The sequence below is a fragment of the Pseudomonas sp. LBUM1661 genome (assembly GCF_059695925.1).
Window position 1 is genome coordinate 4,872,501 of record NZ_CP166794.1, and the last position, 23,394, is coordinate 4,895,894.

General features: G+C 60.6%; 26 protein-coding genes and 1 pseudogene. 17 read left to right on the forward strand and 10 right to left on the reverse strand.

What is annotated here, in order from left to right:
- Positions 1 to 98: 98 nt before the first annotated feature.
- Complete coding sequence (rhtA, locus tag ACA057_RS22250) at positions 99 to 986, forward strand: threonine/homoserine exporter RhtA (protein WP_497342368.1); 888 nt, start codon at positions 99 to 101, stop codon at positions 984 to 986.
- Positions 987 to 1,153: 167 nt separating this feature from the next.
- Positions 1,154 to 1,435: a hypothetical protein gene (locus ACA057_RS22255; RefSeq protein ID WP_497342370.1), complete on the forward strand. Its 282-nt coding sequence runs from the start codon at positions 1,154 to 1,156 to the stop codon at positions 1,433 to 1,435.
- Positions 1,436 to 1,450: 15 nt separating this feature from the next.
- Here the strand turns inward: ACA057_RS22255 and ACA057_RS22260 are convergent, their stop codons facing one another.
- Positions 1,451 to 2,011, reverse strand: a complete 561-nt coding sequence (locus ACA057_RS22260; protein WP_497342372.1) for a TetR/AcrR family transcriptional regulator — start codon at positions 2,009 to 2,011, stop codon at positions 1,451 to 1,453.
- A 92-nt stretch (positions 2,012 to 2,103) separates the two neighbouring features.
- Between ACA057_RS22260 and ACA057_RS22265 the strand changes: the two genes are divergently transcribed.
- Complete coding sequence (locus tag ACA057_RS22265) at positions 2,104 to 2,832, forward strand: SDR family oxidoreductase (RefSeq protein WP_497342374.1); 729 nt, start codon at positions 2,104 to 2,106, stop codon at positions 2,830 to 2,832.
- A gap of 36 nt (positions 2,833 to 2,868) precedes the next feature.
- Positions 2,869 to 3,459 (forward strand): 2-hydroxychromene-2-carboxylate isomerase, encoded by a 591-nt coding sequence (locus ACA057_RS22270; protein WP_497342376.1) that lies wholly within the window; start codon positions 2,869 to 2,871, stop codon positions 3,457 to 3,459.
- On the opposite strand, the gene ACA057_RS22275 is transcribed toward ACA057_RS22270, so the two are convergent.
- On the reverse strand, positions 3,456 to 4,454 hold the full coding sequence (locus ACA057_RS22275) for a zinc-dependent alcohol dehydrogenase family protein (protein ID WP_497342378.1): 999 nt from the start codon (positions 4,452 to 4,454) through the stop codon (positions 3,456 to 3,458). The genes ACA057_RS22270 and ACA057_RS22275 overlap by 4 nt on opposite strands.
- Before the next feature lie 104 nt (positions 4,455 to 4,558).
- Between ACA057_RS22275 and ACA057_RS22280 the strand changes: the two genes are divergently transcribed.
- On the forward strand, positions 4,559 to 5,479 hold the full coding sequence (locus ACA057_RS22280; protein WP_497342380.1) for a LysR family transcriptional regulator: 921 nt from the start codon (positions 4,559 to 4,561) through the stop codon (positions 5,477 to 5,479).
- Here ACA057_RS22280 and ACA057_RS22285 read toward each other — a convergent pair.
- The 4 genes from ACA057_RS22285 to ACA057_RS22300 all read right to left on the reverse strand — a co-directional run bounded on the left by ACA057_RS22285 (position 5,472) and on the right by ACA057_RS22300 (position 9,694).
- A complete protein-coding gene (locus ACA057_RS22285; protein ID WP_497342382.1) occupies positions 5,472 to 7,280 on the reverse strand; it encodes an aminopeptidase P family protein in 1,809 nt (602 codons plus the stop codon). The two genes, ACA057_RS22280 and ACA057_RS22285, sit on opposite strands and share 8 nt — an antisense overlap.
- 65 nt (positions 7,281 to 7,345) lie before the next feature.
- Positions 7,346 to 8,503, reverse strand: a complete 1,158-nt coding sequence (locus ACA057_RS22290) for an aminotransferase class V-fold PLP-dependent enzyme (protein ID WP_497342384.1) — start codon at positions 8,501 to 8,503, stop codon at positions 7,346 to 7,348.
- Between the two features lie 205 nt (positions 8,504 to 8,708).
- Positions 8,709 to 9,323, reverse strand: a complete 615-nt coding sequence (locus ACA057_RS22295) for a LysE family translocator (RefSeq protein WP_497342386.1) — start codon at positions 9,321 to 9,323, stop codon at positions 8,709 to 8,711.
- 101 nt (positions 9,324 to 9,424) lie between these two features.
- A complete protein-coding gene (locus ACA057_RS22300; RefSeq protein WP_497342388.1) occupies positions 9,425 to 9,694 on the reverse strand; it encodes a hypothetical protein in 270 nt (89 codons plus the stop codon).
- A gap of 400 nt (positions 9,695 to 10,094) precedes the next feature.
- On the opposite strand from ACA057_RS22300, the gene msuE reads away from it, so the two are divergent.
- From msuE to ACA057_RS22320, 4 genes are all read left to right on the forward strand, one after another.
- A complete protein-coding gene (gene msuE, locus ACA057_RS22305) occupies positions 10,095 to 10,658 on the forward strand; it encodes an FMN reductase (protein ID WP_497342390.1) in 564 nt (187 codons plus the stop codon).
- A gap of 10 nt (positions 10,659 to 10,668) precedes the next feature.
- Entirely contained in the window at positions 10,669 to 11,814 is a 1,146-nt protein-coding gene (gene ssuD / locus ACA057_RS22310) for an FMNH2-dependent alkanesulfonate monooxygenase (protein ID WP_497342392.1), read from the forward strand.
- 122 nt (positions 11,815 to 11,936) lie between these two features.
- The gene (locus ACA057_RS22315; RefSeq protein ID WP_497342394.1) at positions 11,937 to 13,124 is read left to right on the forward strand and encodes an acyl-CoA dehydrogenase family protein; all 1,188 of its coding nucleotides are present in this window, start codon (positions 11,937 to 11,939) and stop codon (positions 13,122 to 13,124) included.
- Positions 13,125 to 13,148: 24 nt separating this feature from the next.
- Positions 13,149 to 14,252, forward strand: coding sequence for a sigma-54 interaction domain-containing protein (locus tag ACA057_RS22320; protein ID WP_497342396.1), 1,104 nt, complete (start codon positions 13,149 to 13,151; stop codon positions 14,250 to 14,252).
- A gap of 4 nt (positions 14,253 to 14,256) precedes the next feature.
- Here the strand turns inward: ACA057_RS22320 and ACA057_RS22325 are convergent, their stop codons facing one another.
- On the reverse strand, positions 14,257 to 14,628 hold the full coding sequence (locus tag ACA057_RS22325) for an antibiotic biosynthesis monooxygenase (RefSeq protein WP_497342398.1): 372 nt from the start codon (positions 14,626 to 14,628) through the stop codon (positions 14,257 to 14,259).
- A gap of 95 nt (positions 14,629 to 14,723) precedes the next feature.
- On the opposite strand from ACA057_RS22325, the gene soxR reads away from it, so the two are divergent.
- Positions 14,724 to 15,191 carry a redox-sensitive transcriptional activator SoxR gene (gene soxR / locus ACA057_RS22330; RefSeq protein WP_497342400.1) on the forward strand — a complete coding sequence of 156 codons (468 nt, stop codon included), beginning with the start codon at positions 14,724 to 14,726 and terminating at the stop codon, positions 15,189 to 15,191.
- 50 nt (positions 15,192 to 15,241) lie between these two features.
- On the opposite strand, the pseudogene ACA057_RS22335 reads toward soxR, so the two are convergent.
- Positions 15,242 to 15,513: pseudogene (locus tag ACA057_RS22335) on the reverse strand (MetQ/NlpA family ABC transporter substrate-binding protein); the annotation flags it as partial.
- 117 nt (positions 15,514 to 15,630) lie between these two features.
- On the opposite strand from ACA057_RS22335, the gene ACA057_RS22340 reads away from it, so the two are divergent.
- From ACA057_RS22340 to ACA057_RS22350, 3 genes are all read left to right on the forward strand, one after another.
- Positions 15,631 to 16,089: a VOC family protein gene (locus tag ACA057_RS22340; RefSeq protein WP_401354737.1), complete on the forward strand. Its 459-nt coding sequence runs from the start codon at positions 15,631 to 15,633 to the stop codon at positions 16,087 to 16,089.
- Positions 16,090 to 16,304: 215 nt separating this feature from the next.
- Positions 16,305 to 17,180, forward strand: coding sequence for an alpha/beta fold hydrolase (locus ACA057_RS22345; protein ID WP_497342402.1), 876 nt, complete (start codon positions 16,305 to 16,307; stop codon positions 17,178 to 17,180).
- 55 nt (positions 17,181 to 17,235) lie between these two features.
- A complete protein-coding gene (locus ACA057_RS22350) occupies positions 17,236 to 18,150 on the forward strand; it encodes a LysR substrate-binding domain-containing protein (RefSeq protein WP_497342404.1) in 915 nt (304 codons plus the stop codon).
- Between the two features lie 26 nt (positions 18,151 to 18,176).
- Here the strand turns inward: ACA057_RS22350 and leuD are convergent, their stop codons facing one another.
- Entirely contained in the window at positions 18,177 to 18,791 is a 615-nt protein-coding gene (leuD, locus tag ACA057_RS22355) for a 3-isopropylmalate dehydratase small subunit (protein WP_497342406.1), read from the reverse strand.
- Positions 18,788 to 20,209 carry a 3-isopropylmalate dehydratase large subunit gene (gene leuC / locus ACA057_RS22360; protein WP_497342408.1) on the reverse strand — a complete coding sequence of 474 codons (1,422 nt, stop codon included), beginning with the start codon at positions 20,207 to 20,209 and terminating at the stop codon, positions 18,788 to 18,790. The genes leuD and leuC overlap by 4 nt, the downstream gene beginning before the upstream one ends.
- A gap of 527 nt (positions 20,210 to 20,736) precedes the next feature.
- Between leuC and ACA057_RS22365 the strand changes: the two genes are divergently transcribed.
- The 4 genes from ACA057_RS22365 to ACA057_RS22380 are packed head-to-tail and all read left to right on the forward strand — an operon-like array spanning position 20,737 to position 23,364.
- Positions 20,737 to 21,936, forward strand: coding sequence for a PepSY-associated TM helix domain-containing protein (locus ACA057_RS22365; RefSeq protein ID WP_497342410.1), 1,200 nt, complete (start codon positions 20,737 to 20,739; stop codon positions 21,934 to 21,936).
- On the forward strand, positions 21,933 to 22,475 hold the full coding sequence (locus ACA057_RS22370) for a PA2404 family protein (protein WP_497342412.1): 543 nt from the start codon (positions 21,933 to 21,935) through the stop codon (positions 22,473 to 22,475). Before ACA057_RS22365 ends, ACA057_RS22370 begins: the two co-directional genes overlap by 4 nt.
- A complete protein-coding gene (locus tag ACA057_RS22375; protein WP_497342414.1) occupies positions 22,472 to 22,795 on the forward strand; it encodes a hypothetical protein in 324 nt (107 codons plus the stop codon). The genes ACA057_RS22370 and ACA057_RS22375 overlap by 4 nt, the downstream gene beginning before the upstream one ends.
- Entirely contained in the window at positions 22,792 to 23,364 is a 573-nt protein-coding gene (locus tag ACA057_RS22380) for a DUF6162 family protein (protein ID WP_497342416.1), read from the forward strand. The genes ACA057_RS22375 and ACA057_RS22380 overlap by 4 nt, the downstream gene beginning before the upstream one ends.
- Positions 23,365 to 23,394: the final 30 nt, after the last annotated feature.

Here is a 23,394-nt window from a genome sequence, read left to right on the forward strand (position 1 = left end):
TCACTGCTTATATATAGACGCGCCGGCAACGATTGCGCAGTATATTGCCCAACACATAGAGCAACACTTGAGTTTCCTACTTCGGACGATGCCACGAAATGAATGACCAGCCCCGCAGCCTTGCCTCAACCCTGTTCTCGGTTGGCCTGCTTATAGTAGCCATGGCGTCGATCCAGTCCGGAGCTTCCCTGGCCAAAAGCATGTTCCCTCTTATTGGCGCTCAAGGGACGACTACGCTGCGGCTGATCTTCGCCAGCATCATCATGGTGCTGCTACTGCGCCCATGGCGGGCGAAGCTCACCGCAAAGTCTCTGCGCACCGTGATTGTCTACGGGATGGCCTTGGGCGGCATGAACTTGCTCTTCTATATGTCCTTGCGCACCGTCCCCTTGGGGATCGCAGTAGCGCTGGAGTTCACCGGTCCACTGGCGGTTGCGATCTATGCCTCGCGGCGTGCGATCGACTTTTTATGGATCGCCCTGGCTAGCGTCGGCTTGCTGCTGCTAATACCAACAGGAGAAGCGAGCGCAGGAATCGATCTGGTCGGTGCCAGCTATGCCCTGGGCGCAGGGGTCTGCTGGGCGCTGTACATTCTGTTCGGTCAAAAGGCCGGCGCAGACAACGGCGTGCAGACTGCGGCGTTGGGGGTAATGATTGCCGCCCTGTTCGTGGCACCTTTCGGGATTGCCCATGCGGGTGCCGCGCTCCTGAACCCTTCGCTGATCCCCGTAGCCATCGGTGTCGCCCTTCTGTCCACAGCGCTCCCCTACACACTGGAGATGGTCGCCCTCACGCGAATGCCAACCCGAACTTTCGGCACGCTGATGAGCATTGAACCGGCGATTGGCGCACTGTCGGGCCTGTTGTTCCTCCAGGAATACCTCTCACTGTCACAGTGGATGGCCATCCTGTGCATCATCCTGGCGTCCGTTGGCGCGACCATGACCATGGGGAGCACCGCGAAGCCCGCGGTCGCCGCAGATTGAAACAGGATTTGACGCGGGTCTGGTATTTACCGCTCAATTAGGCCATGTTTAGGCCGTAACCCAGTGTCAGACATGGACTTTTCACGACAGGGATATCAGAGCGCTTCGAACGAAAGCGAATACAGCCAGACCCGGGCGCCAGATCCGGGAACGCTATAAGGACAGCAATGAAACGAATTTTGATACTGATCGCCGTACTTGCAGTTGCGGGCTGCGCGGCGACCTCGGAAACTCATGTCAAACGGGGCAAGAAGGGGCTTCATATCAACTGTTCCGGGCTTTCGTCCACTTGGGACAAGTGCTACACCAGCGCTGCCAACTCCTGTGCCCCCAAGGGCTACAAGGTGATCGCCAAGTCGGGGGACTCGGTGGAAGAACCAGGCGATTATCCGTTTGGCCTCAACCCTGCCGGCTATACCAGCCGCAGCATGATCGTCATCTGCAAATAGATTGATGCCGTCTTGTCAGGTTCGTGGAACTGCGATCTGACGGCCAATTTCATCGTAGCTGGACTTCAAAACGGCGCGCTGGATGTCTGGCGTAGCCAACATGCGGGCCACCACCAACGCACCGATGCACTGCGACAGAATTGCCCAGGCCAGGCTGTCGCTTTCCAGGACTCGCGCCCAACTCTCCTGAAGCCTGCAAATCCAGGCCTCCGCCTGCTGACGAATTATAACGTCTGAGCGGGCGATTTCAGCGCCCAGTGCCGGCAACGCACAGCCGGATTCCGGGTGCTCGACATGGGCCATGGTGAGGTAATGTTTCAGGCAGCGTTCCAGCCTCTCGCGATCCTGCTCGCCACCCAGTCGTGCCAGGCTTTGCCCCAGTTCACGTTCGACAATCGAGGCGAACAACTCGTCCTTCGACGAAAAGTGACTGTAAAAAGCCCCGCCACTCAAGCCGATAGCCTTCATCAAGCCGTCGACACCCATGGTTGAAAAACCAGACTTCTTCGCCGACAGCGCACTGCTTTGCAACAGTTTCTCTTTGGTTTCCAGCTTGTGATTGGCCGAGTAACGCATTGCCTTGCCCTCAGGATTGACCGCCTTGACGCCTGTCGAATCGTAGCATAACGTTCGTTCAGTTAACGATCGTTTAGCAAAGGGAACTACCCATGAATAATAAGAAGGTCGTACTGGTTGTCGGCGCTGGGGATGCCACGGGCGGCGCTATTGCCAAGCGTTTCGCCGAGGAAGGTTTTGTCGCCTGCGTCACCCGCCGCAGTGCAGACAAACTCCAGCCATTGGTGGATGCCATTGAGGCCAATGGCGGTGAAGCACACGGATTTGCCTGCGATGCGCGCAAGGAAGAAGACGTGATTGCGTTGGTCGAGCAGATTGAAAGCCAGATAGGCCCAATCGAAGCGTTCGTCTTCAACATCGGCGCCAATGTGCCATGCAGCATTCTCGAAGAAACCGCTCGCAAATATTTCAAGATCTGGGAAATGGCGTGCTTCTCGGGGTTTCTCAATGCGCGTGAAGTGGCCAAGCGCATGGCCAAGCGTCAACGAGGCACCATTCTGTTCACCGGTGCCACTGCCGGCATGCGTGGCGCAGCAGGTTTTGCAGCGTTCGCCGGCGCCAAGCACGGGATTCGTGCACTGGCACAAAGCATGGCCCGCGAGCTGGGGCCGATGAATATTCACGTTGCCCACGTGGTCGTCGACGGCGCCATCGATACCGATTTTATCCGCGAAAGCTTTCCAGAGAAGTACGCGACCAAGGATCAGGACGGCATCCTCAATCCCGAGCACATCGCCGAGAACTATTGGTACCTGCACAGCCAACCGCGCGATGCGTGGACATTCGAACTGGATCTGCGTCCCTGGAGCGAACGCTGGTAAATCCTCCCCTATAACAATAAGCAGAGTGCATCGTTCATGAGCAAAACCGTTGAGTTCTATTTCGACCTTGGCAGCCCGGCCACCTACCTGGCGTATACCCAACTGCCGAAGATCTGCGCGCAGACCGACAGCCAACTGATCTACATTCCCATGCTGCTGGGTGGCGTCTTCAAGGCGACCGGCAACGCCTCCCCGGCGATGATCCCGGCCAAGGGCCGCTACATGTTCCAGGACCTGGACCGCTACGCCAAGCGTTACGGCGTGCCGTTGAAGTTCAACCCGCACTTTCCGATCAACACCCTGATGCTGATGCGCGCCGTGACGGGCATGCAGTTGCGCCACCCCGAACGTTTCCAGGCGTTCATCGATTGCCTGTTTCATGCCCTTTGGGTTGAAGGCATCAGCCTGGACGACCCGGCGACCGTGGCGGCAGTGCTGACCCAGAACGGTTTCGATCCAAACGCAGTAATGGCGCTGACCGCCGATGAGGAAGTCAAAGCCACACTCAAGGACAACACCGATAAAGCCGTGCAACGCGGCGTATTCGGCGCACCCAGCATGTTTGTCGATAATCAACTGTTCTTCGGTCAGGACCGACTGGACTTCGTCCTTGAAGCCTTGAGTTAAATCTCGACGACCAACCGCCCCTGCGCAGCGCCCGAAACCAGCAGTTCATGGGCGGCTTCGGCGCTGTGCAGTGTAAAATGCCGCGGGTCCAGCAACGGTTTCAGCTGACCTGCCTCGATCAACTGCGCGGCGTCCCGAAGAATCTCCCCATGATGTTCACGCCCGTTGCCAGTCAACAGAGGCAATAAGGTGAACACCCCAGAGTAGGTCGCGGCCCGAAACGATAGCGGCGCCAAACTGTGTTGACCCCAACCGAGGCAACTCAGCACATGGCCGTGGTAAACCCGTGCGGCCTTGAACGACGCATCCAGGGTTTCGCCGCCCACCGTGTCATAGACAATATCAAAGCCCTCCCCAGCCGTATGCTCCGCCACGTAGTCTTCAACCGAAGACGCCCGGTAATCAATGAAGGTTGCACCAAAGCCTTCGATGATCGCTTGATGCCGGGCTGAGCCCGTGGCAAACACCTCGGCACCGAAAGCGCGGGCTATTTGCACCGCAACGTGTCCGACACCGCCCGCGCCACCGTGAATCAGCACCTTTTGCCCCGCCCGCACATGAGCCCGGTCCACCAAGCCTTCCCACGCCGTGATCAGAACCAACGGCAACCCGGCCGCCTCACGCATGTTCAGATTGCCCGGCTTGCGCGCCAGCAGCCGCGCATCGACCACCGCAAACTCCGCAAGCGAACCCTGGGCCCCGCCAATACCGGTCGCCATCGCGTAGACCTCATCGCCGGGCAACCATCCACTGACGCCCTCCCCCAAGGCCTCAACTATTCCCGCCAGATCCATCCCCAACACCGCCGGCAACGGCTGACGTGCATGGGCGGCCTGACCCGCACGAATTTTTCCATCCAGTGGATTCACCCCACTGGCTTTGATCCGGACCAGCACTTCACCCACACCCGGTACCGGCCGTTGAAGGGAAGCCAAGCGTAAAGGCCCATTGGCCGAATCAACAATCAGAGCGCGCATTTCAAGTGAGTCAGTCATTTCGCAAATTCCCGTAAGAGGTGGCTGTGGGATTAATCTTCCTCCCTGTCACTCATGCCGATAAGACGCCATATAGCTATAGTGACCATGCCCAGTTGGCATTAATGAGGAACCCCGTGGATAAACTCAATGCAATGGCGATTTTCGTCCGCGTGGTCGAACGCGGTAGCTTTTCTGCCGTCGCCCGGGAGTTGCAGACCAGTCAGCCAACCATCAGCAAGGTTCTGCAAGCGCTGGAAAGCGAACTGGGTGGAAAGCTGATTTCCCGCAGCACCCGAAAGTTGTCGCTGACTGACGAAGGTCAGCGCTACTACAACGAATGTCGACAGATCCTGGCGGCAGTGGATGCAGCGGAGCACAGCTTCCAATCCGGCAGGGAACGCATCGCCGGCCACCTGAAAATCGGTTCCTCGGTCAGCTTCGGGCGCTTGCAGATTGCCCCGCGACTACCGGAGTTCCTCAAACGCTATCCACACGTTCAAATCGACCTGCAACTGAGCGACCAAAACCAGGACCTGGTCAGTGAAGGGCTGGATGTCACGTTTCGAATCGGCGAGTTGAACGACAGCGGATTAATCGCCCGCCACATTGGCACCACCCACCGGGTGACTGTCGCAGCGCCCGAGTACCTGGTGCTACACGGTCAGCCGCAAACGCCGGATGAACTGCGCAAGCACAACTGCCTGCAGTTCAACCTGCTGAACAGTCAAAACCTGTGGGTTTACGAAAGAGACGCCCGACGCCACGAAGTGCGGATCAAGGGCAATGCGCAAAGCAACAACTCCGAGGCGATCCGCGAGATGGTGCTGGGGGGATTGGGGATTTCGCTGTCGCCGGTGTGGCTGTTCAGCGAGGACTTGAATGCCGGGCGAGTGCAGGCAATCTTGCAGGACTACACGGCGCAGTCACTGCCGATTCATGCCGTGTCCCCAGCGAATCGTCGCCAATCCGCCAGGGTCAAAGCCTTTGTCGACTACATGAGTCAGGCGCTGGAAACCGCGCCTGAACTTCAACCGGTCAAATAGCCGCAGTACGGGTGTTCAACCAGTCAAGCGCGGCGCCGTCCAGCAACGGACTCAAGCGCTCGCGCACCTCGGCGTGGTAAGCGTTGAACCACTGTTTTTCATCCAGCGTCAGCAGCGACGGCTCCAGGCAACGCGTGTCGATCGGGCACAGGGTCAGGGTTTCGAACTTCAGGAACTCACCGAATTCGCTTTTGCCGGCCTCGCGGTTTAACACCAGGTTCTCGATCCGCACACCCCAGCGGCCCGGACGGTAAGTACCCGGCTCGATGGAGGTGATCATGCCCGGCTGCATCGCAGTTTGCGGTGCGGCGGCGGCCTGATAGGCGATGACTTGCGGACCTTCGTGAACGTTCAGGAAATAACCGACGCCATGACCGGTGCCGTGACCGTAGTCGACGCTTTCGGCCCAGATCGGTGCGCGGGCAATCGAGTCCAGCAGCGGCGACAGGATGCCTTTCGGGAACTGCGCGCGGGACAAGGCAATCACGCCTTTGAGCACTCGCGTGCAATCGCGCTTCTGCTCATCCGTCGGCGTACCGACGGGCACCATCCGCGTAATGTCGGTCGTGCCGCCCAGGTACTGGCCACCGGAGTCGATCAGCAAAAGGCCGTCACCCTCAATCACCGCGTGTTCTTCTTCGGTGGCGTGGTAGTGCGGCATGGCGCCATTGGCGTTGAACGCAGCGATGGTGTTGAAACTCAGCGACACATAACCCGGACGGCGGGTACGCGCGGCCGTCAGGTGTTCGTCGATGGTCAGTTCGGTGATGCGCTCACGCCCCAGCGCCGAGTCCAGCCAGGTGAAGAATTCGCACAGCGCCGCGCCGTCCTGCTCCATCGCCTGGCGAATGTGCTCGGCATCAGCCAGGCTTTTCTGCGACTTGGCCAATGTCGTCGGGTTCAGGCCTTCGATCAGTTTCACGCCGCTGTTCAGGTTATCCAGCAAACCTGCGGTGACGCGCGCCGGATCGACTTGCAGGCTCGCGCCGCTCGGCACCGCGCGCAGGGCATCGGCCACGTCGCTGTAATCGCGCAGGGTCACGCCGTCCTGTTCGAGGATGGCACGCAGCTCGGCATCGACCTTGCTCAGGGCGACGAACAGGGTGGCCTGTTGTTGGCTGATCAACGCGAAAGAAACAAACACCGGGTTGAACGACACGTCGCCGCCACGCAAGTTGAACAGCCAGGCGATGTCGTCGAGGGTGGCGATGAAGTGCCAGTCGGCACCGCGATCTTTCAACACCTCACGCAGCTTGGCGAGTTTCTCGCCGCGGCTCACTGTCGCCTGTGGCGGCAGGTGCTGATAGATCGGCTCGTTCGGCAACGTCGGGCGATCGCTCCAGACTTCGTTCAACAGGTCGATGTCAGTGCGCAGACGGGCGCCGCGCTCTTCGAGCTTGCTACCCAGCGTACGCGCCGAGGCCACCGCCATCACCGCCCCATCCACCGCGACCACGCCACCTTCAGGCGTTTGCTCGGCCAGCCAGTCCAGCGGGCTCGGTTGACCCGGTTGCAGCTTGACCAGTTCGATGCCGCTGCCCTTGAGTTCCTTGGTCGCTTGTTCCCAATAACGGCTGTCGGCCCACACGCCGGCAAAGTCCGGCGTCACGATCAGCGTGCCAACCGAGCCATGGAAGCCCGACAACCACTGCCGCCCCTGCCAATAACCCGGCAGGTATTCGGACAGGTGCGGGTCGGCCGACGGCACCAGCAGAGCATGAATGCCCTCCCGGCTCATCAGCTCGCGGGTTTGCGCCAGGCGTTGGGACACCGATCCATTGATCGAAGGCTGCGTACTCATCATGTCTCCTGCTAATCATTTCATCATTATTGTTAAGTGCCGATCCGGGTCGGCGCTTCAAGGCGCTACTGCCAGAATGCCGGGGCACTGGCGCAGGCTGTTTTAATCAGTTGTGCCGCTTGATCGATATCCTGCTCGGTGGTGAAACGCCCCAGGCTCAAGCGAATGGTGCGACCCGCCGAGCGGGCGTCATGCCCCAGGGCCAGCAACACGTGGGACGGAGCATTGCTGGCGGAATTGCAGGCCGAGGTCGCGGAAAACGCGATCGAGGTGCTCAACGCCGCAGAATTGAACTCGCCTTCATTGAAGGTCAGGCTCAGGGTATGGGGAATGCGCTGGGTCGCGCTGCCATTGAGGCGCACGCCGGGAATGCTCAGCAACTGCTCGAGCAAGCGTTCACGCAGACGCACGATCGTGGCTTTTTCTTCATCGAACACCGACGCCGCCAATGCGAAGGCGGTGCCCATGGCTGCTATCTGGTGAGTCGCCAACGTTCCGGATCGCAAACCACCTTCGTGACCGCCGCCATGTATCTGTGCCTGCAAGCGTTGCTGCGCGCGAGGGCCTACATACAACGCGCCGATGCCCTTGGGGCCGTAGATTTTATGCGCCGAGAATGACATCAAGTCCACTGGCCACTCGGCGAGGTCGATGGCCACTTTGCCCGCACCCTGGGCGGCGTCGACATGAAACAGGGCGTCACGATCACGTACTACCTGGCCGATGGCCCGGATGTCGTTGACGGTGCCCAGCTCGTTGTTGACCAGCATCAGCGACACCAGAAAGGTGTCCTCGCGCAGGGCTTCGCTGACCGCTTGCGCGGTAATCAGGCCTTCGGCGTTCGGCACCAGATAGGTCACGGCAACGCCGGCGTCCTGCAATTGTCTGGCGGTGTCGAGAATCGCCTTGTGTTCGATCTGGCTGGTGATGATGTGGCCACCCGCAACGCCACGCGCCTGGGCAACACCCTTGAGCGCAAGGTTGTTGGATTCGGTGGCGCCGGAGGTCCAGACGATCTGCTCAGCCTGGGCGCCGACCAGTTCGGCCACTTGCCGCCGAGCCTGCTCGACCGACCGTCGGGCCTGTTGGCCGAACGCGTGGGAGCTGGACGCCGGGTTGCCGAAGTTGCCGGCAAAACCCAGGCACTCGACCATGACCTTGATGACTCGCTCATCCACCGGGGTGGTGGCGGCGTAGTCGAAATACAACGGACGTTTATTCATAAAAGACTCGCAGAGCGTGTTCCGGGATCAGGAAGCTCGTTGCTGGAAACGTCAAAGCGCCGCCTCGTGAGCGACGCCGAATCATCAGCACGTCAGCAATACCTGATCGGAGGCCGTTAAAGAAGAACAACTTCATTTAAAAGTGCGTAGGAACGCTCCTGAAGTCGAGCTTAACAGGCATCGGGCAACCGGTTGAAGCAATGCGTCAGCTAAAGCTTTCGAGCAACAACGGATACAGCGAAACTACCAGCAGCGCGGCCATGCCCCAGTTGAACAGGCGCAACCAGCGGCGATCTTTCAACACGTTGCGCAACAGGGTGCCGCAAGCCGCCCAGACGCTGACGCTCGGCAGGTTGATCAGGGCGAAGACCGCGGCAATCACGATCACATTGGTGAAGTAACCCTGCATGGGCGTGTAGGTGCTGATGGCACCGATGGCCATGATCCAGGCCTTGGGATTGACCCACTGGAAGGCTGCCGCGCCCAGGTAACTGATCGGTTTGCCTTCACTCTGCTCGCTGTCCGAGACCGGCCCCGAGTGAGCAATCTTCCAGGCCAGGTACAGCAAGTATGCCGCGCCGACGTAGCGAAGGATGGTGTAAAGCAACGGATAAGTTTGAAACACGGCGCCCAGACCGAAACCCACGGCCACGACCAGCACGAAGAAGCCGCAGGTGATGCCGAGCATATGGGGGATGGTGCGGTTAAAGCCGAAGTTCACGCCCGATGCCAGCAACATGGTGTTGTTCGGGCCCGGCGTGATCGAGGTAACGAGGGCAAACAGGGCGAAGCCCAGCAGCAGGTCGAGTGAGAGCGTCATGAGCGGCAGTCCATCAGGGTCAGTCAGGTGTTGACCCTATCGCACGCCTTGCGTGAAACCCACGGACAGTTGAGTGAAAGTTGCAGCGGTACAGTTATCGTTCAGCTTGGGCGACCGTGCAGCTGTACAGCCCGTTCGGCGTTCATTTCGCCCTGATTGTCGAAGCTGAAAGATTTCTGCGGCTGGCCGAGCAATTCGGCTTTTTTCGCGTGGTACTCGTCGAAGGACAAGCCACGGCGATTCAGCGCTTCCAGTGCCAGTTCCTTGCTTTCTTCAGCGGTGTAAGGCCGCAGTTCGGGGGAAACGTGGCTGGCACATCCGGCGAGAACGGAGACGGCGAGCAGCAGGAAAGTGGCGATCAGAGGTTTCATGGTGGGCGTCCTGGCATCTGGGTTCGAGGCAATGAACACAGGCTACGCCGGGCATCCGATGAGCAGAAATCAACGCTCTCGATAGTGGCTATCAACTTTGCCTAATGCCGCCCGGTTTGAGCATCTAATATTTCCAAACGATCTATAAATAGTAATTTAAGATCTTTTACGGAATAACAGCGAGCCTTTATAACAACTCCATCGCTTCACGCACTGTTGCCCAGGCAACTGTTTGCCAGGCAACAGCCATTCAACAAACAGCCCTGCGACTCACACAGCATTAACCGGTCAACGCGCTGAAAGCCCCGCCAATCGGGGCTCCGACGGATTGGTACAGCTTTTGCTCAAGCCCTGTGACTACTCACTGCTCGCTGAGCAACTGTTTAAAAAGGAACTGATCATGTCGCGTCCATTGAAAGTCGTTGCCCTCTCCGGCGGTACCTGGCGTCCGTCCCGCACGTTGGTGCTGACCCAGGCGCTGTTGGCGCAACTGGCCGAGCACCTGCCGATCGAGAGCAAGCTGATTGAACTGGGTGACATTGCCCGACCGCTGGGCTCGGCCCTGTCTCGTCAGGAATTGAGCGCCGAGATCGAAGCCGAGCTGCAAGCCATCGAAAACGCCGACCTGCTGATTGTCGCCGCGCCGGTTTATCGCGGTTCCTACCCGGGCCTGCTCAAGCACCTGTTCGACCTGATCGACCTCAATGCGCTGATCGACACGCCGGTGCTGCTGGCCGCTACCGGCGGCAGCGAGCGTCATGCGCTGATGCTCGATCATCAGCTGCGTCCGCTGTTCAGTTTCTTCCAGGCCCTGACGTTGCCGATTGGCGTCTATGCCACCGAAGCCGATTTCTCCAATTACCAAATAACCAGTGAGCCCTTGAAGGCCCGCATTCGTCTTGCTGCGGAACGTGCCGCGCCGTTGTTTGGCGTGCACCCCAAAAATCTGCTGAAAATCGCTTAAGGATTTCTTCATGGATGTTTTCTGGTTTCTGCCCACCCACGGCGACGGCCATTACCTGGGCACCACCCAGGGCGCCCGCCCGGTGACGCTCAACTATCTGAAACAAGTGGCGCAGGCTGCCGACAGCCTTGGCTACCACGGCGTATTGATTCCCACCGGGCGTTCCTGCGAAGACTCGTGGGTGATCGCGTCGGCGCTGGTGCCGTTGACCGAACGCCTGAAATACCTGGTGGCGATTCGTCCGGGAATCATCTCGCCGACGGTGTCGGCACGCATGGCCGCCACGCTGGATCGACTGTCCAACGGTCGCTTGCTGATCAACGTCGTGACGGGTGGCGATCCGGATGAAAACCGTGGCGACGGAATCTTCCTCGATCACAGTGAGCGCTACGAAGTCACCGACGAATTCCTGCAGATCTGGCGTCGGGTGCTGCAAGGTGAATCGGTGGATTTCGAAGGCAAACACCTGCAAGTGCAGAACGCCAAGGCGCTGTATCCGCCGGTGCAAAAACCTTATCCGCCATTGTACTTCGGCGGTTCCTCGGAAGCGGCCCACGAACTCGCCGCCGAGCAGGTCGACGTCTACCTGACCTGGGGCGAACCACCGGCCGCCGTGGCGGAAAAAATCGCCGATGTGCGCGAGCGTGCGGCGCGAAACGGGCGCACGGTGAAGTTCGGGATTCGCTTGCACGTGATCGTGCGCGAGACCGCCGAAGAGGCGTGGAAAGCTGCCGACAAACTGATCGAACACATCAGCGACGAGACCATCGCCGCCGCGCAGAAATCGTTCTCGCGTTTCGATTCAGAAGGCCAGCGACGCATGGCTGCCTTGCATGACGGGCGTCGCGACAACCTGGAAATCGCGCCCAACCTGTGGGCCGGCGTCGGCCTGGTGCGCGGCGGTGCCGGGACGGCGCTGGTCGGCGACCCGCAGCAAGTGGCGGCGCGGATCAAGGAATACGCCGACCTGGGGATCGAGAGTTTCATCTTCTCCGGCTACCCGCACCTTGAAGAGGCTTATCGTTTTGCCGAACTGGTGTTCCCGCTGCTGCCCGAGCCGTACGCCAGCCTTGCCGGGCGCGGCGTCACCAACCTCACCGGGCCGTTTGGCGAAATGATCGCCAATGATGTGCTGCCTGCCAAAGCCACGGCCTGACAGGCAATCCCTGCTCGCGAAGGCGTCCGTACCGTCGACATTGATGTTGGATGTAGCGGCCTCTTCGCGAGCAGGCTCGCTCCCACAGGGGATCTGCGTCGAATTTTTCTGAGGAACCCCGCGTGACTGCCAAACCGCAAAGCGCCCTGATATCCCCGCTGCAAACCGCCCGCCAGTTGGCCGCCGAGTTTGCCCTGACCGCTGTCGAGCGCGACGAGCGTGGCGGCACGCCCAAGGCCGAACGTGACGCCTTGCGCCACAGCGGCCTGCTCGCCTTGAGCATTCCCACCCAGTTCGGCGGCCTCGGCGCCAGTTGGAGTGACACCCTCAACATCGTGCGCGAGTTCGCCAAGGTCGACAGTTCGATTGCGCATGTGTTCGGTTTCCATCACCTGATGCTCGCCACCGTGCGCCTGTTCTCCCGCCCCGAGCAGTGGCAGCCGTGGTTCGAACAAACGGCCCGCAAGAACTGGTTCTGGGGCAACGCCCTCAATCCTCTGGACACCCGCACCGTGGTCAAGGACCTCGGTGGCTGGCGTGAGTTTTCCGGCAAGAAAAGCTTCTGCTCCGGCGCCAGCGATTCGCAAATGCTGATCGCCTCGGCGGTGGACGAAAGCGCCGGCGGCAAACTGTTGATCGCGGCGATTCCCAGCGGTCGCAGCGGCATTACCCTGCACGGCGACTGGAACAACATGGGCCAGCGCCAGACCGACAGCGGCAGCGCCACGTTCGAGCGAGTGCGGGTCGAAGAATCGGAGTTGCTGCTGGACCCGGGTCCGCTCAGCACACCCTTCGCTTGCCTGCGGCCGTTGATCGCCCAGCTGACCTTCACGCACATGTTCCTCGGCATTGCCGAAGGCGCCTTTGAAGAGGCGCGGCAATACACCCTCACCGAGACCCGACCGTGGCACAAATCCAGTGTTCAGGAGGTGAGCCAGGACCCTTATGTACTCGGCCACTACGGTGAATTCTGGGTCGCCCTGGAAAGTGTTCGATTGCTGGTGGAACGTGCCGCCGATTTACTCGACAAGGCCTGGGCCAAAGGCCCGAGTCTCAGCGCCGAGGAACGTGGACATCTGGCAACAGCCATCGCCACGGCCAAGGTCGCCGCCACCCGCAATGGCCTGGATCTGTGTAGCCGGTTGTTCGAAGTGACCGGTGCGCGTTCGACTCACGCCTCTCTGCGACTGGACCGCCACTGGCGCAACCTGCGCACGCAAACCCTGCACGACCCGGTGGATTACAAACTCCATGAACTGGGTGACTGGGCGCTGAACCAGTCCCTGCCAATCCCGACTTTCTATTCATAGCCTTCCATTCATGGAGCCTGCCCCATGCAACTTCTGACCCTACCGCCCTCGCCCGCCCTGGCCACTTCGATCCGCGCCACCGCGCAAGTCTTCGAAGACCCGAAATCCCAAGCGTTGCTCGCGCACATTCAACAGGTCGCGCCGAGTGAAGCCAGCGTGCTGATCATCGGCGAAACCGGCACCGGCAAGGAGCTGGTGGCGCGGCACATCCACAACCTCAGCGCCCGGCGTAACCGTCCCTTCGTGGCGGTGAACTGCGGTGCGTTCTCCGAATCGCTGGTGGAAGCCGAGTTGTTCGGCCATGAAAAAGGCGCGTTCACCGGCGCCCTGAGCGCCAAGGCTGGCTGGTTCGAAGAGGCCGACGGCGGCACGTTGTTCCTCGATGAAATCGGTGATTTGCCGATGGCGATTCAGGTCAAGTTGCTGCGGGTGTTGCAGGAACGCGAAGTGGTGCGACTCGGCTCGCGCAAGAGCATTCCCATCGACGTGCGAGTGCTGGCGGCGACCAACGTGCAGCTTGAAAAAGCCATCAACGCCGGGCATTTCCGCGAAGACTTGTATTACCGCCTCGACGTGGTCAGCCTGGAATTGAGCCCGCTGCGTGATCGCCCCGGCGACATCCTGCCGCTGACCCGGCACTTCGTCGAAGCCTACAGCCAGCGCCTCGGCTACGGCACCGTCACCATCAGCAAAGAGGCCGAACTGAAACTGCGCAGCTACAGCTGGCCGGGCAACATCCGTGAACTGGAAAACGTCATTCACCACACCCTACTGATCTGCCGCAACGGTGTGATCGAACGCGACGACCTGCGCCTGTCGAACATGCGCATCGAGCGTCAGGACGATCACCACAGCACCGTCGATGATTCAGCGCAGGCCTTGCTCGATCGCGCCTTTCAGAAACTCTTCGAAGAGCAGGCCGGCGCGCTGCACGAGAAAGTCGAAGACGCCTTGCTGCGGGCGGCTTATCGCTTCTGCCATTACAACCAGGTGCACACCGCTGCGCTGCTCGGGTTGAGCCGCAACGTGACCCGCACGCGCCTGATCAAGATCGGCGAACTGGCGGTGAACAAACGCCGGCCCACGGAAAATGTGCAGGGCGAGCGTTTGATGCAGCTGTCGATCTAGACGTTTACCCCGCATGCACCAGATTGCAGTGCAGCGCGTTGTCGTGGCTGCGTTCCAGACTGTGCAGCACCTGGAACGAGCCGAAGGTCACGGTTTTCGCCTGATGCGCGTGGATCAATTGCCAGAAATCCTGTTCGCCGCTTTCAAAACTCCGAAACGCCGCTTCCCCCGCCTCACGGGACTGCCATTGCAGGTAATTGAGCACGCGCCGGCCATCGTCGCTGGCCTGGATGCTCGCACTCAGAAAACCACTGTAGCCCTGGGCCAGGCGCTCGGTCTGCTTCGACAGCGCCGACACCAGCGCCGGCTGTTGATGGGGTTCGATCTCGAATTCGATCAACTGGGTGAAGCTGCGATTTTTCTCTAGAACGTGCATGAATAGTCCCCACTCGCGTGTAAGCCGGACCTTGCGATCCGAAGGCCTGCAGGGTAAAACCTCAAGTTAACTAGAGGTCAAGAGGCATTTTTTAAATGATCACCTCGGAAAATCTGCACAAGGAACTCACCGTCGGCCAAGTGGCCGCGCGCAGCGGCGTGGCGGTCACTGCCCTGCACTTTTATGAAGCGAAGGGCCTGATCAAAAGTTATCGCAATCAGGGCAATCAGCGGCGCTACCCCCGGGGAGTGTTGCGGCGGGTGGCGTTGATCAAGGTCGCCCAGCGGCTGGGGATTCCGTTGGCGGAGATTGGCGAGGCGTTGAAATCGTTGCCGGACAACCGCGCACCGACGGCAGCGGACTGGCAGGTGTTGTCGGCGCAGTGGAGCCGGGATCTGGATGAACGGATCAATCAACTGACCTTGCTGCGCGACCGGCTGAATGGCTGCATTGGTTGTGGGTGTTTGTCGATGGAGGCGTGCCCGCTGCGCAACTTTGGCGATGTGCTGGGGGAGCGTGGGCCGGGAGCGCAGCTGCTGGAATTGGGGGTTGATCCGAAATAGTGGGGCGGCCTTCGCGGGCAAGCCTCGCTCCTACAGGGTTGTGTCGTTCTCACAAATGCCAGGTCGACCTGGCTCCCCGAGCGCGCCAGCAGTGCGCCTTCGAGTTCACGAATTTTCAAATGCTTGGGGTTTTCGACGATGTCGCGCTGCGTCGCCAGGGTGTTGCTCGGGTCCTTGAGTTTGATCAGCCCGGCTTCGTGCAACAGCACAGTGCGCGACCGGTGTTCACCGGGTCGTTGGGGATCGACACCGTGGCGCCGTCCTTCAGTGCCGAGATGTTTTTGATCTTGGTCGAATTAGCCCCGAACGGTTCGATGTGGATCAGTGGCGCTGCTGCTCGTCGGGCACTCGGATGCAGCAAAAGGGCTGACCTATAGTTATCCGACCGGAAAACGGTGAGGGACCCGTTCAATTCACAACAACAAAAGGGAGAGTCATCATGAGTGTCAAACCCATTCCAGAGGGTTATCACAGCATCACCCCGTACCTGGGCATTCAAAAAGCGGCTGAAGCCATCGATTTCTACAAAAAAGCCTTTGGCGCCATCGAAGTCATGCGCCTGGCCATGCCCGATGGCGGCATCGGCCACGCCGAACTGCGCATCGGCGATTGCCCGATCATGCTGGGTACGCCGTGCGATCAGGGACCATTGAGCAATCCGGACAAGTCGCCTTCGGTGGGCCTGCATCTGTATGTGACTGATGTCGACAAGTCGTATAAACAGGCGATTGCTGCCGGCGGCACGGTGGTGTCCGAGGTCAAGGATCAGTTTTATGGCGACCGCTCGGGGACGTTGAAGGATCCCTATGGGCATCTGTGGTTCCTGGCCACGCGCAAGGAGGATCTGACTCAGGAACAGATTGAGCAGCGGGCGAAGGAGATGTTCAGCCAGGGTTGAGCTTTATATTGAATGTCAGGGCCTCTTCGCGGGCAAGCCTCGCTCCTACAAAAGCACCACCGTACCTGTAGGAGCAAGGCTTGCCCGCGAAGGCGGCCGATCCGGCGCCATCCATCCCCTTGAACACACTTCATGAACACGCACACCACGCTTTATACCTTGCCCCAGGGGCTGATCAATTTCAGGATGCAGGCAACTCCAACAAGGACTCATCCATGTTCGCCGGATTCCTCAAAGACCAGCACCACGTCAACGGCGTGGACATCGCCTACCGCATCGGCGGCAGCGGGCCGGGCCTGCTGCTGTTGCACGGTCACCCGCAGACCCACGTCATCTGGCACAAAATCGCCGAACAACTGGCCCGACACTTCACCGTGATCGCCGCCGACCTGCGCGGTTACGGCGACAGCGGCAAACCGCCGGCCAACGAACATCACACCAACTACTCCAAACGTGAAATGGCCAAGGATGCTGTGGAGCTGATGAAGTCCTTGGGCTTCGAACAGTTCTCGGTGCTGGCCCACGACCGTGGCGCCCGGGTGGCCCATCGTCTGGTGCTGGATCATCCCGATGTGGTGCAACGCATGGTGCTGCTCGACATCGCCCCGACCCTGTCGATGTACGCGCAAACCAACGAAGCCTTTGCCCGCGCCTATTGGCACTGGTTCTTCCTGATCCGCCCGGCGCCGCTGCCGGAAACCCTGATCGAAGCCGATCCCGATGCCTACCTGCGCAGCGTGATGGGCAGTCGCAGCGCCGGGCTCAAACCGTTCACCGCTGAAGCCTTCGACGAATACCTGCGCTGCCTGAAATTGCCGGGCACCGCGCGCGGTATCTGCGAGGATTACCGCGCCAGCGCCAGCATTGACCTGGAACATGACCGCGCCGACATCGAGGCGGGTCATCAGTTGAACCTGCCCTTGCTGGTGCTGTGGGGCGCCGACGGTACGGTCGGGCGCTGCTTCGAGCCGCTCAAGGAATGGCAACTCGTTGCCACCAACGTCCGCGGCAAAGCGCTGCCCGCCGGCCATTACATCGCCGAAGAAGCCCCCGAACTGCTGCTCGCCGAAGCGCTGGCTTTCCTGCGCTGACACCCGCGTCGCACTGCTATGCTGGCGGCTCATGCCGCCAGTGCTCGTTTCTGCCATGACCACCAAGAAAGACACCGTGCCCCTACCCGAAGACTTGCGCGTACTGCTGACCGTGATTCGCAAGAGCGGTTTCGCCGCCGCGGCGGATGAGCTGGGCCTGTCGCCCGCCTATGTCAGCAAGCGCATCCAGATTCTCGAAACCACCCTTGGCACGCGCCTGCTGCACCGCACCAGCCGCCGCATTGCCCTGACCGAGGACGGCGAGCGGGTCCAGCGCTGGGCCCTGCGGATTCTCGATGATTTCCAGCAATTGCACGACGAGCTTTCCGACGCCCACGACAGCCCTCGCGGGCGCCTGCATTTGTGCACCAGTTTCGGTTTTGGCCGTAACCATGTGGCCCCGGCCTTGTCGTTGCTGGCCGAGCGTTATCCGGACCTGGAGATTCGCCTGGACCTGTTCGACCGCGTGGTCGACATCGTCAGCGAAGGCTTTGACCTGGAGATCCGTGTCGGTGACGACATTCCCGGCCAGCACATCGGCCGACAGTTGGTGAGCAACCGAAGAGTGCTCTGCGCGGCGCCGGCGTATCTGCAACGTCGGGGTATGCCTCAAGCGTTGAGCGATCTGGAGCAACACGATTGCCTGGTGCTCAAGGAGCGCGACAACGCGTTCGGCGTGTGGAATCTGCAGCGCGACGGGGTTCAGGACAGCGTGCGGGTCAGCGGGCCGCTGTCATCCAACAGCGGCGAGATTGTCTTGCAGTGGGCACTGGATGGGCGCGGCGTGGTGTTGCGGTCATTGTGGGATGTGAAACCGTTGCTGGAGCAAGGACGGTTGGTGCAGTTGCTGCCCGAATACACCCAAAGTGCCAACGTCTGGGCGGTGTACCCGACGCGGCTGGCGTATTCGGGAAAATTGCGCGCGTGTGTGGAGTTTTTGCAGGAGCATTTCAAGGGGTTGTCGGTGTAGCCCGCTCCCACATTTTTGATTTGTGTTCAGGCTAGCCAGGGGTTGGCTGCCAGGTGCTCGCGTTCGAAGGCTTTGATTTGGTCGCTGCGTTGCAGTGTGCTGCCGATTGCATCGAGGCCCAGTAACAGCGAAGTCTTGCGCAAGGTGTCGATCTTGAACGGGATCACTTCAGCATCGTGCAGGCGAATCTCTTGCGCCTCCAGATCAACGCTGATTTGCGCGCCATCCGGCTGGCTGACCACTTGCCCGAGCCGTTGCAAAACCGCCTCATCGAGGGTAATCAGCAGCACGCCATTTCGTTGGCAATTGTCATAAAAAATCCCGGCAAAACTGCTGCCGATCAGCGCCCGGATGCCCATCTGCTTCAAGCCCCAGACCGCATGTTCGCGGCTCGATCCGCAGCCGAAATTCGGCCCGACCACCATGAAGCTCGCCCCTTGCCACGCCGGTTGATTCAGGACGAAATCAGGATTAAGCGACCCATCAGGCAAAAAGCGCAGATCGAAAAACAAACCACGGTCCAGCCCGGCACGGTCGATGCCCTTGAGAAACTGCTTGGGCATGATCACGTCGGTATCGATGTTGGCCGCGAGCATCGGGGCGGCTTTGCCGCTGACCTGGGTGAAGGGTTGCAGGCTCATGCGCGGTCTCCAAAATGACGGATGTCGATCAAGTGGCCGGTGATCGCCGCGGCAGCGACCATGGCCGGGCTCATCAGGTGTGTACGGGCGCCAGCGCCCTGGCGGCCTTCGAAATTGCGGTTGGTGCTGGACGCGCAGCGGTCGCCCGGCGCCAGCACGTCGTCGTTCATCGCCAGGCACATCGAGCAGCCGGACTGCCGCCATTCGAACCCGGCGTCGATAAAGATCGCCGCCAGCCCCTCGGCTTCGGCCTGGTTACGCACTTCGGTGGAACCGGGCACGATCATCGCTCGCACATGCCCGGCCACGTGTTTGCCGCGCACCACGCTGGCGGCATCGCGCAGGTCTTCGATGCGCGCGTTGGTGCAAGAACCGATGAAGGCATGGCTGATGACGATATCACTCAGCGGCATGCCGGCCTCAAGACCCATGTAGTTCAGGGCGCGGCGCATGTCCTGGCGCAGGATCAGGTCGCTGACGTCTTGCGGATCCGGCACGCAGGCGCCGATCGGAGAGGCCTGATCCGGGCTGGTGCCCCAGGTGACCATCGGCTCCAGTGCGCGGGCGTCCAAATGGACTTCACGGTCGAAGTGCGCGTCTGCATCGCTGTGCAATGCCCGCCATTTCTCAATTGCTTGCGCCCACAATTCGCCTTTCGGCGCGCGGGGCTTGCCTTTGAGGTAAGTGAATACTTTTTCGTCCGGCGCCATGAACGCACCTCGTGCGCCCGCCTCCACCGCCATGTTGCAAATGGTCATGCGCGCTTCGACGCTCAGGGCATCGATGGTCGAACCGCAAAACTCAATGGCGTACCCGGTGGCCCCCGATGCGCCGATCTGACCGATCAGCGCCATGATCACGTCCTTGGAGGTCAGCCCCGGCGCCAACGCTCCGTCCACGGTCACGCGCATGCTTTTCAGGCGTTTGTAGACCAGCGTCTGGGACGCCAGCAGGTGCTCGATCTCCGAGGTGCCGATGCCGAAACCGAAGGCGCCGAGGGCACCGTAGGTGGTGGTGTGGCTGTCGCCGGCGGCAATCACCATGCCCGGCAGAATGAAGCCCTGCTCCGGGGCGATGACGTGTTCGATGCCTTGGCGCTTGTCGAGGATATCGAGCAGTTCGATGCCGAAATCCCGGCAGTTTTCCGCCAGGTACGACACTTGCCGCGCACCACCGGGGTCAGGCATGGCGGCGATGCGCACCGGTGCCGTGGGGTTGACGTGATCGACCACCGCCAGCGCGGTTTCCGGCCGCCACACGCCACGTTTGGCCTCGCGCAAACCGCTGAAGGCCTGGGGGCTGGTGTATTCGTTGATGACCTGACGATCGATGTACAACAGGACATGGCCCTGGTCATCGAGGCGACACACCGTGTGGGAATCGATGTGTTTGTCGTAGAGGGTTCTTGCTGAAGTCATGGAAGTACTCGCTCAGGCTCGCGGGTGACAGGCGTCTGCGCTCCATCTTAGGCAGTCGTCTGGCCCCATCAATGGCCTGAGAGTGATCCCGTGAACCATGTTTCGTGTTGGATCGGCACACCACTGCAACCTGAAATGAATACAAAACCCCATGTAGGAGCGGGCTTGCCCGCGAAAGCGGTGTGTCAGGCACATCGATGCTGAATATGCCGCCGTCATCGCGAGCAGGCTCGCTCCCACACTGGATCTGTGGTCAATACAAAAATGGTGAACTGCGCAGTTCAACTGTGGGAGCGAGCCTGCTCGCGATAGCGGTGGGTCAGCCAACGTTGATGTGCCTGGAACGGCGCCTTCGCGAGCAAGCTTTGCTCCTACAGGGGAAAACCACTCAGGAACACGAAACATTTTCTTTCATATCGCCCTTCGGGATTTCGCATCCTCATCCGTCTTATAGAGATGCAGTCAGGCCGCGTAGGCAAAAGCCACGGCCCGGCCGTGGTCCTCTCATCGAAACAAGACCTTTAATCATGTCGAAGAAATCCCGTTCAAAACTCTGGTTTCTGGTCCATAGCTGGCTGGCGTTGCCGATCTGGTTTTTCGTACTGATCGTCTGCGTGACCGGCACCCTGGCGGTGGTCAGCCAGGAAATCGTCTGGCTGGCCAACCCGCAAATGCGCGCCAGCCAACCCTCTGACGATGCCCCGCTGCTCAGCTATGACCAGATCATCGCGGCGATCAAAAAGGCCGAGCCCGATACCCTGGTCGAAAGCATCAGCCGGCCCGATGAATCGCACTTCGCCCTCGACGTGAGCGTCAGCTACCCGGATGGCCGCTCGGTGACGGTCTACGTCAACCCGTACAGCGGCGTGATCCAGGGCACCGCCCCGCAATTCAACTTCCAGGCATTTACCCGCGCACTGCATGGCTGGTGGCTGGTGCCGTTCACCAATGGCTACAGCTGGGGCTGGTACCTGGTGTCGTTCCTCAGCCTGCCGTTGCTGGCGTCACTGGTCACCGGGCTGGTGGTCTACAAGAAATTCTGGAAGGGCTTCTTTCGCCCGACCCTGCGCATTCGTCACGGCGCGCGGATTTTCTGGGGTGATTTTCACCGCCTCAGCGGCATCTGGTCGATCTGGTTCATCGCAGTAATTTCCGTCACCAGCACCTGGTTCCTGATCGAAGCGTTCATGTTCGATAACCAGATTTCAATTTCCACCGCGCCCGTAGCGCTGGTGGTTCCGCGCGAAAGCGTGCCGTTGAGCGCCAAGGGTTCACCGGCACCGATGATCAGTCTGGAAACCGCGATCCAGCAAGCCAAGGAACGCATTCCCGGCCTGGACGACAGCTTTGTCAGCCTGCCCGCCAACGCCTACAGCTACCTCACGGTGGGCGGCCGCAGCTGGTATCCGCTGATGTTCCAGACCGCCGACATCAACCCCTATAACGGTGATGTCGCCGCCACTCGCTTGCTGTCGGACCGTTCCGGCCTGGAACTGGTGACCGAATCCATGCGTCCGCTGCACACCGGCGATTTCGGGGGCCTCTGGATCAAGCTGATCTGGTTCTTCTTCGGCCTGATCCTGAGCATGATGGTCCTCAGCGGCCTGCTGATCTGGACCAAGCGCACCGCCCTGGCCACGGCCAACGCCCTCAAGCGCAGCACTAAACGCCCACGCAACCAGACGGCTCCGGTCGCTCGCGGTGAAACCACGGAGGTCAGCCAATGAGCCTGTTTGCCGCGGAAAAACCGGCGTCGACACTGAGCCGTTTCTGGCACAAATGGCGCTTCCACCTCAACGTTCTGCTGTTGCTGGTCCCGCTGGGTTTCATGCCCAAGTACTTCGCCGACGCGGCGCTGTTTCGCGGTGATACCGGTTTGGGCGAGCGGGAAATCGGTGAAGTCCAGGTCGGCCCCTGGAGCCTGCGCCTGGCCGAGTTGCGCAACGAAGCACCGAGGCTCGACGGCCCGGCCGGCTACATGAAGAACATCAACGCGGCGCTGTGCGACAGCTGCCGCGAGCAGGTCAAGGCAACTTACCTGCGCATCGGCAAACCACGCAGCCTGCGCGCCGCCGGGGTGATTTTCTTCGGCACGCCGTACCGCATGGGCGCGATGCTGCCGGTTCCAGAAAAGACCAAGGCCGACGCCGAGCTGTGGATCACCATGGAAGGCTGGGACGGCGCCATGCATCAAGCGTCCATCCCGCTGAGCCAGGCATCCCCCGCCACCGTCGAATGGCTGAACCAACAAGGAGGCAAACCATGAATTTTCGCCCTCTGAGCGTCGCGCTGCTGGTGCTCTGCGCCGGTTTCAGCGCCAGCGCCCTGGCCCACAACCCGATGTGCGAGTGCAAGGCCGTCGACGCCGAACAGATCAAATGCACCGGCGGTTTCTCCGACGGCAGCGGCGCGCCGGGTGTGACGCTGGACGTAATCGGCTACGACGAAACCATCCTCGTGCCAGGCAAGCTTGGTGCCGATTCGACCCTGACCTTCAAGAAGCCCGGCGCCGAGTTTTACGTGCTGTTCGACGCCGGCCCCGGCCACGTCGTCGAGATCGACCAAGCGGACATCGAAGCCCCATGACCACACCTACCACGCACGTCGTCCGCCCGGCCGGTGCCGGCCATGAAACCCTGTATGTGCTGCTGTTGTGCCTGATGATTTTGGCGGTGGCCGGCTCGGTGGTCGCCTGGCGTCATGAGTCCCAGGAAGTGAATAACATTGGCAGTCATCAACTGGATGCCCGCCGCGACTTGAGCGCATCCGAGCAAGGGATCTACGCCGACCTGCGGGTGACGCTGGACGAGATTCACTTGCTGCGCCAGGAACAACAATCGCTGCCGACGCCGCAAGTGCTTGCCGATGAAGGCTTTGCACCGTTTGCCCAGGACGCCAGTTCCGTCAGCCGTGGCGGCCATGCCTGGCAGTTGCTCGACGCCAAGGCGTACTTCGGCCAGAGCCAGACGCCGAGCGTGGCCGGTTCGTTTCTGATGCGCCTGACCGCTGACGACGATGCACCGGACGTCTGGCTCAATCGCGGCAAATCCTTGTCTGCCCCGAGCGACCTCACTGACGCCGCGTTAGAAAGCGCTGGCTGGCAGCAGATCGTCGCGCAATTCGATGCCGGTGTGACCCGCCAGCATCGGCACTGACCCCTCGCCTTCACCCGAGAGAAGACCGCT